The 7824-nt window shown below is 42.3% G+C and carries 7 protein-coding genes; 3 read left to right on the top strand and 4 right to left on the bottom strand.

Features of this window, described 5'->3' with window-relative positions:
• The first annotated feature begins 253 nt into the window (after positions 1–253).
• From JX312_RS06210 to JX312_RS06200, 3 genes are all read left to right on the top strand, one after another.
• Entirely contained in the window at positions 254–1810 is a 1557-nt protein-coding gene (locus tag JX312_RS06210) for a Fic family protein (protein ID WP_123407756.1), read from the top strand.
• 10 nt (positions 1811–1820) lie between these two features.
• Positions 1821–3221, top strand: a complete 1401-nt coding sequence (locus JX312_RS06205; protein ID WP_204457411.1) for a hypothetical protein — start codon at positions 1821–1823, stop codon at positions 3219–3221.
• A 62-nt stretch (positions 3222–3283) separates the two neighbouring features.
• A complete protein-coding gene (locus JX312_RS06200) occupies positions 3284–3736 on the top strand; it encodes a hypothetical protein (RefSeq protein WP_123407752.1) in 453 nt (150 codons plus the stop codon).
• A gap of 58 nt (positions 3737–3794) precedes the next feature.
• Here JX312_RS06200 and JX312_RS06195 read toward each other — a convergent pair whose 3' ends face one another.
• From JX312_RS06195 to JX312_RS06180, 4 genes are all read right to left on the bottom strand, one after another.
• Positions 3795–4538 (bottom strand): hypothetical protein, encoded by a 744-nt coding sequence (locus JX312_RS06195; RefSeq protein ID WP_204457410.1) that lies wholly within the window; start codon positions 4536–4538, stop codon positions 3795–3797.
• A gap of 407 nt (positions 4539–4945) precedes the next feature.
• The gene (locus tag JX312_RS06190; RefSeq protein ID WP_204457409.1) at positions 4946–5824 is read right to left on the bottom strand and encodes a hypothetical protein; all 879 of its coding nucleotides are present in this window, start codon (positions 5822–5824) and stop codon (positions 4946–4948) included.
• A gap of 116 nt (positions 5825–5940) precedes the next feature.
• A complete protein-coding gene (locus JX312_RS06185) occupies positions 5941–7275 on the bottom strand; it encodes a hypothetical protein (RefSeq protein WP_124030521.1) in 1335 nt (444 codons plus the stop codon).
• A gap of 343 nt (positions 7276–7618) precedes the next feature.
• Positions 7619–7824: hypothetical protein (locus JX312_RS06180; RefSeq protein WP_204457408.1), on the bottom strand; the 206-nt coding region annotated here is incomplete at its 5' end.

Raw genomic sequence — 7824 nt, 5'->3', positions numbered from 1 at the left:
ATCAAGCAGTTACGAGATAAATCGTAACTGCTTTTTCTTTTACTTTGAACACAAATCTGAACACAACTCCGGCGCAACTCATTTCGTGCGCCATTGACAGCCGCCATGTTCATGCCCTTGTGTTCAAATTCTGTGTTCAAACTATGCAATGATTTGGAGACCGTTTTTCTTCAATTTTATACTAAGCCATTCAGCGCATTTTCGCTCTCTTCTCACTGCAATTCCAAAGATTTTCAGTAATTTTGACTGAATTATGGAAATGACAATTGACGATATAAAGACATTGATTGCTTCGGATGAGTCGCGGACTCTGGAGCTGAAGAAGACTACCGGCGAACTTAAAGACGGTATGCATACGGCATGCGCGTTTCTCAATACTGAGGGCGGCTGGCTGATTTTCGGTGTCGCGCCTAAGTCGCTGAAGATAATCGGTCAGCAGGTGACCGATGACACACAAAGAGAGATTGCTCAGGCAATCGCAGGACTTCAACCAGCCGTGGATATGCGCCCGGATTATGTAGATGTACCTGATCATCCCGGTCATAAGTTGATTGTTATGCACTTCGATGGTTGGGTGTGGGGCGAGCGTCCGCATACTTTCCACGGATGTCCTTACTACAAGGTTGAGAGCACTACAAAGGTAATGCCGCAGGATATGTATGATGAGCGAATCAGAGCATTTGAGCCGAAAACATATTCATGGGAACTACGCCCTGCAGAGGGTGTCGCTCTCGCAGACCTGAATGAAAAGCATATCCGAGGTTGCATCCGGATGGGTGTGGAAGGTGGTCGAATTCCTGCGAGTGCATTGAGCGAACCGATTTCCGATACACTGTCGAAGTGGAAGTTGCTGAAGAATGGCATTCCGACTAACGGAGCCGCGATGCTGTTTTCTGACAAAGTTGATGAGTACGATAACTTCAAGATAAAAATGGCACGTTTCTTGGGTACAGACAAGAACGAGTTTATTGATGAGATGCGCGTAGAGGGTAATTTCTTTGACCTTCTTGATGCTGGGCTTGCCTTTTGCTTCAAGCATCTTAATCTCAGCGGCAAAATCACCAACCACAGTCTTCAGCGAGAGGAGAGACTTGAAATTCCCTATAAGGCTTTGAGAGAGGCGATCATCAATTCTCTTTGTCATCGTCAATGGGAGCGATATAATCTCTTGAATAGTATCGCAATTTATGACGACCGCGTTGAAATAGGAAATCCCGGCATATTCCCTTCTCAAATCACACCTGAAAATATAAAGGAGCCCCATGATTCATATCCCTACAATGTGAAGATGGCGGAGGTTCTCTACCGCTCCATGTGGTTGGAGAACTGGGGATCCGGAGCCAAACGGATCATCGAAGCCTGCCAGGAGCAGGGCGTCGAGGAACCCACATGGCGTTGGGACGGAGGTTTCGTTTATGTATCATTCAAACGACCGGCCAAGCACTGCTCAAGCACCGCTCAAGTGCCTTCCAAGGAAGATGACAAACCGCTCAACTACCGCCCAACTACCGCTCAACCACCGGCTAAGGACGACCTAAGGACGACCCAAGGACGACCCAAGTACGACCCAAGCACGACCCAAGTATCCCAATTGATTAAATTGATGGGTGAAGACTACATGTCTCTCAAAGATATAATGTTATTATTCAATTTAAATAGTGCCAAACGATTTAGAGAGAATTATATCACTCCTGCCCTATCTGATGGTGCCATCGAGCGACTTTATTCAGATCAGCCCAGGCACCCGAAACAGAAATATCGTCTGACCGAGGTCGCTAAAGAGTGGAAATCCGCTAACAAGAATTCATAAACATAGAAAAATGTCAACAAGGAATATAGATAAGGTAGATTTGCTTTTGTCGAAGCTTGATAAGACGCAAATTGCTGATTTCATCAGAAAAGAATGTTGCAACAGTAAACAGCTTCAAGATAGGTTTCTCGCGCTTGGAGCGGGGACGCTGTTTAAACCGGATTCGGCAAAATATGCTTCACGGGTTGAGGATTTGATAGAGGATTATTCGGACCGACATGGCTACATTGACTATCGTGCCACATTCGATTTCAACTGTGCGGTATCCCGCATTCTTGATGAAGCCGAAGATGCGATGAGAAAAGGGCAATGGGAGGTTGCAGTAGCCGTGCTCACGGGAGTTGCTTCAATTTCTGAGGATATTCTTAACAGTGGTGATGACAGTGCTGGAGAATTGGGCGCTATAGTTAGTGCTTGCTTTGAAAAATGGCATGAACTGTGCGCTAATGAGACACTGCCGGAAGATATTAAAGCTGAAATTTTTGAACTCGCGCTTTCCCGCTTCTTTGAAAAGGATCTGAAAGGTTGGGATTGGTGGTGGGATTGGATGGAAATGGCAATCTCACTTGCCGATACCTCGGAAAAACAGAGCAGGATAATCAAGGCTTTGGATGCAATCAAGCCAAATGGTGATAGCTGGAGTGCAAAACACAATGCCGAAACAGCTCAAAAATATAAGCTCGAAATAATGTCGAAGAGTGGCAGTCCGGAGGATCAAATCAAATTTATGTATGACAACGTATCTAACCCGGATTTTCGAAACAGGCTCATTCAAATGGCTTGGGACAAGGCTGACTATGACGAGGTGCTTAGACTTGCCGGAGATGGCGTAAATCATGACGCCAAGTATGCGGGACTTGTCAGCGATTGGCATAAATGGAAATATAAAGCCTATCACGAAATCGGAGACAAGGTCAATGAACTCCAGTTGGCCAGACATTTCTTTTTCAAGGGTGGCATATGGGGCGAAAAGGAATACTCTATGGAATCGATGTATTCCAGTCTTAAGACTCTTGTCTCTAAGGATGAATGGAAGAAATATGTAGAGACACTAATCAGCGAAGCGCAGGGCAAGAAGGATATCATACGTCTGCTTTATATATGCACACAAGAAAAGATGTGGCAGGAATATATGGACTATGTTCGTAAGAATCCATCAATCTATAATATTGACGATGCGCCCAAAGAAGTTAAAAAACTATTCAAAGATGAAATAGTCAAACTGTATGCCGCTGCAGTCAGAAACGACTTTCAACGTGCATCTAATCGCGATTCTTACCGTGAAGGAGTCACATATTTAAGAAAGCTTATCAAATATGGAGGAACTAAGGAAGCTGAACAAATTGTGACAGAACAGAAATCGCGCACTCCACGCAGACCCGCTTTGATTGATGAGTTATCAAAACTTTAGATTTTGATAACTTTAACTATGTGACGGCACTAATATGACACCAGAATCCGTTATATTTGCAGTTGACAAGTGAGAGACTTGCGGGCAATCCGGTTTCTGCGGAGCAGAGCAATGAAAAGAGGTGCAATGCGCCTCAGGAGCGAATGTTGGAGATGCCGGAAGTGAGCAAGATAACTTTGATTTTTAATTATGACTTTTCCCGTATTATCGGGAACTTCAACGAGCGCATTTTTGCACTGGTCGAGAGTCCTGCCAACGAATCCACATTGGGACTGGTCGAGGTTATTGCCCGAATTGGCGAAAACCATCTGAAATATAATCGTTTGACATTCCTGCCAAGTGAGGTCTGCGGAATAATACGCATACTCCACACAACGAATATAAAGCAAATGAGCCATCACCACTACTGGCAACGACTCATCTTTATAAGGGGTGCAGGGGTAACGGCTCGCCCTCTCTGTGGCACAGGGGTGCGAGTCAGAAAAATTTTTTATTTGATTTTCCACCGTCTTTAAGTGCAGGGCCAAGCCAACAGATTGCAAATATCAATGCGAGTATCTACATGCCGTTGCTTTATTTCAGAGCTTTTTCAAGAGATTCAAATGCTTTTGGGAAGTTTATTGCCTCTGCGCTCCTTGATTTTGAATTGTTTACACCCGTATATGCGACAAGGACTCCTCCTATTGATGAGTTGTATTGCATTGCAACACCGTAGTCAATCTGAGGGTCGCTAATCTTTCCATAGCAATGAAGTAGCGTTGCTGAATAGTTGTCAACATCCACTTTAACGGGAACATATCTCTCCACAAGGAAATCTCCTAACTGATAAGCCGTAGATATTTTACATACTACACCGCATGTTGACATCTTGCCGTTTTCAAACACATAAAGCATTATGGGGGCGTTAGTGTTGGAGGTCTGATAGATGAGGCTGTTAGTGTCCTCTGATTGTGGAGTTCCGTATTTTGCTTTGATAGCGGACTTTGAAGCACCCCATTCTAAATATGGTTCTTCATAAGTGTTGTATCTCGGTTTCACCTCAACCGTAAAAGAGAGATTCTTGGTTGCCGATTTTACAGAGGCCTTGCCAACGTACTGCCCTGTAACTGCGCTGTTTTTTACCGTGGCGACAAACTCATTGTCGGATTCCCATACAAGGTCAGCTACATTGGTGCCCTCAATTGTCTGAGTGTCCTCGCGATACATAGAGTAGGCAGTCTTTGATAACTTTGTGTTGTCCGGCTCATCAACACCGCCACAAGCCGTGAATGTGAGCATTGTTGCGAATAGCAACATGAGCGAAATTACTTTTTTCATTTGCTTGTAATGTTATTGGTTTTGTGCATTATTGCCATTATGTCGTTTGACTTGGTATGCGCACTTGCCAACAAAACAAAAGCGCAGACTTTCGTCATACGCAGTCTTGGCTCACCACAAGCCATAATAATCCTACGAGAAAGTCCGCGCCGTATGGCACGCACTCACGGATTATTATTTTAGCTCGTTCTTTTGTCGAGGTGGTGATTCAGACTGCGATTGAGCCAATATGTAAGGGTGCAATACCCCAAAGGAATACTGCACCGCAAATTTAGTCATAATTCGCCGAATGGCAAAAGATTATACGCAGATTGTTTCGTTTGTTGCCAAAATGTAGGCTTGCGGAGAGAATTAGGGCAGCAGATTAAACTTAATTTTATCCATTTAAAGACATGTTTAAGTTAGGCTTACCGACATATGTGTTTACGACATCGGTTCAGATACAAATCCTTACCGTCCGGATGCCAGTAATCCGCCCGGCGCGCCCTCTTACGGTCATGTCTGATTAACCTGAATGAGCATTTAGCGTTATCTGTCTCATAAGAATCATATATGATGTCTGAATAACCGAAGTCGGTCAGTATGCCGATCCTATCGCCACTGCGCGTCATAAAGAAGATAGTAGGTGATTCTTCGGTTATCAGTTCATCCTCATAGATTTCATCGGCGATAGGAGGCATTACTGTCTCCAGTTTTATTAATCCGAATGTATGTTTATCGTTAATCTTTATACAAGGCGACAAGACCGACATGGCACCCCATTTCATCGTCGCTTTATCCTGTACGAAAAATAGGCTACGTCCCCATCGTTCCGGAACAATTGCGTTATACTGAAAATCAGTCATCATTATCGGCCGTATAGACAGAGACACCAATGCCCATGCTTCGCCATTTGAGACAGGAATAAAATCCGGCTTATTATTTATGGCATCGAATTGGGTAAATACATCTGCAAAACAGTTTGGCAACAACTGTTCACCCGTCGGTGAAATCAGCCCGACAAATTTATTATCACCCGTTTTTTCAGGACGCCAATCATATTGCGTTTCATAAAGCTCAAGTTTGCGATATTTACTCTTAGATTCTTTATCCCGACAAAAACAGAGTTTTCCTTCTTCAGCCTTTAACTGCAGATATTCTAACGTATCATCCCGTGTCGGTATAGCCAGCTTATTGGTATTTTGATAGCAGACATGCCAATAATTGAGATGTTCATAATAATCCTTTTGCCCGACATCGGTTGTTACCGGATAGACAATACGTCCGTAAATGTTTTGATATCCCACGACTCAATTTTTAACGTTAAAAATGTCTATAACCGAAAACAGGCATTTTATTAGCAAGGGACAGACATTTCATTCCTCTGCTGTTCAATACTTTAGAAGCTGTTTAAATGAGATTTTTAATTGACTGGAATAAGGGTTGTAATGCTGTCTTGGTTATCTAAAGCTTTAAAATCTATCTCACCCTTATAATTCACCGAGCCAATTACCTTTCCCCCATTTGTTAAAGAGAAACCGGAAAAATACACTACTCCATTTATGTTATCAATAGAGTGTTCAATTACCTGCACATCTGTCAGAGGATATTCATTAAATTGATTATCTTCAAAATTCAGATACTGTATTTTTTCCTGTCCGATTCCAAACCAGCCTTTTCCTTTAATTTTATCATGTGTAAAATAAACAGAAAAATCATTGGGCAAAACCACCGGATACATCTCATTGTTGTTTCCGGAGAATTCGTAGTATTGGGTTCCAATAGAAGGTGATTTACATCTAAATACAACGGATTGTCTTATGGGATTAAACATTACCAAGTCTTCAATCTTCACATCACCGGAGTTTATAAAAGGAAAATCCATCAACTCATAAGTCAACTCGGATGTACCGTCATGAATTCCTATATTGAACAATTGCGATTTCTCCGGGTTAAACAAAAAGAAAGAATCATTTAACACAAACATCTCTTGCCACCTATCCCTATTTTCATCCACCTGATAATACTTTCCGTCAGCAGTCCTTATTCGCCATATATTCATTGAGTCTGACCAATAGGCAACATTCCCCAATTGGTCAAATTCAACCTTGCTTATATCTACCTCTTCACCTTCTGCCTTTACAGGAATAATCTTTATTCTATCAGGATTGGAATAATCCATAATCAATATCTCCAAATCAGTCAGGATAAGATATTTCGTAGGAGACATTTCGTAACATTGTGCAATATATTCACCATATATAGGTGATGACCACTGATTGTATACATTCCACAAGTATGATTTTCCTGTCTTTACGTCCAACAGACGTGTGCGATTAAGCTCTTCACACTTGGCATAAAGTTCTTTACCTTCCGGTTCCATGTAAATTTCATCAAAATCTCCGTTATAAAAATCTTGTGGATGAAATTCAGGGCGAACGAGCAGATGTTTGTTTGAGAGTCTTTTAAGATAAAAACCGACATCCAGTGGCATCCCATCTGCATCTTGAAGAACTACACGGTCTTCGTCATTATTGAATGTTAATTTAAAATAGCCATCCCCATTTGCATTGCTGCGGGATTGAACGGATGATTTTTGATATATCAGTTTTGCATCCGTTGTGTTCATCGTTAGAGATGTATTCAACATGCTGTTGAGTTTCTTATGGTCTACACTCCCATTGCTGCACGCAATAAATCCGACAAGCATTGCAGCTGAAAAGAATGTAGCTGCACACATTTTGAGAAATTTTTCCATCTGCACTAAATGCTTTTAGCCTTCCCAGCCCACGAAGAAGATTTTACTTGGAATACGAAAAGCGTGAGGACTGCTAACTTATTTCAAGAGATGGGCGTCTGGAAATGCCTTGAACTAAAACAAGCAACAGTCTCCCACGCCATATGCATGACGAGAGAGTTGTCAACTCATTCCCGTTCGTAAGTTTTCCAGACTTTATCTCTGAGAATCAGTTAAACACTTTCGTGTATTCTTTATACCGCGATGTCTGCCGCATTTGCGACAACACAAAATTACGAAATATTCTCCACACGACCAACCCCAATGATCGGGAAACTGTTGCTTGCGCTTAAAAATCAACTAATCAGGTAAGATTCCCCATTACCGAAGTCGCTCTTGCCTTGACATCCACTGCAATCAATGTCGCTTTTGCCTGCTGTCCTGCTAATGATTCATCCCAAGCAAATCCCCAACAAATGTCTATATCCGAAGACATGCATTTTATTAAATCAGTAAGTGCAGACATTTCATTCCTCTGCTGTTCAACACCTTTTGAAATCCATATATTGG

Source organism: Barnesiella sp. CU968 (assembly GCF_905219685.1).
GTDB lineage: Bacteria > Bacteroidota > Bacteroidia > Bacteroidales > Muribaculaceae > Lepagella > Lepagella muris_A.
This window is presented reverse-complemented; position numbering and strand designations above follow the sequence as displayed.

What these genes read in the sequence shown, in the direction of transcription:
- JX312_RS06210 (WP_123407756.1), top strand. Translation starts at nt 254, where the DNA reads ATGGAAATGACAATTGACGATATAAAGACATTGATTGCTTCGGATGAG.
- JX312_RS06205 (WP_204457411.1), top strand. Translation starts at nt 1,821, where the DNA reads ATGTCAACAAGGAATATAGATAAGGTAGATTTGCTTTTGTCGAAGCTT.
- JX312_RS06195 (WP_204457410.1), bottom strand. Translation starts at nt 4,538, where the DNA reads ATGAAAAAAGTAATTTCGCTCATGTTGCTATTCGCAACAATGCTCACA.
- JX312_RS06185 (WP_124030521.1), bottom strand. Translation starts at nt 7,275, where the DNA reads ATGGAAAAATTTCTCAAAATGTGTGCAGCTACATTCTTTTCAGCTGCA.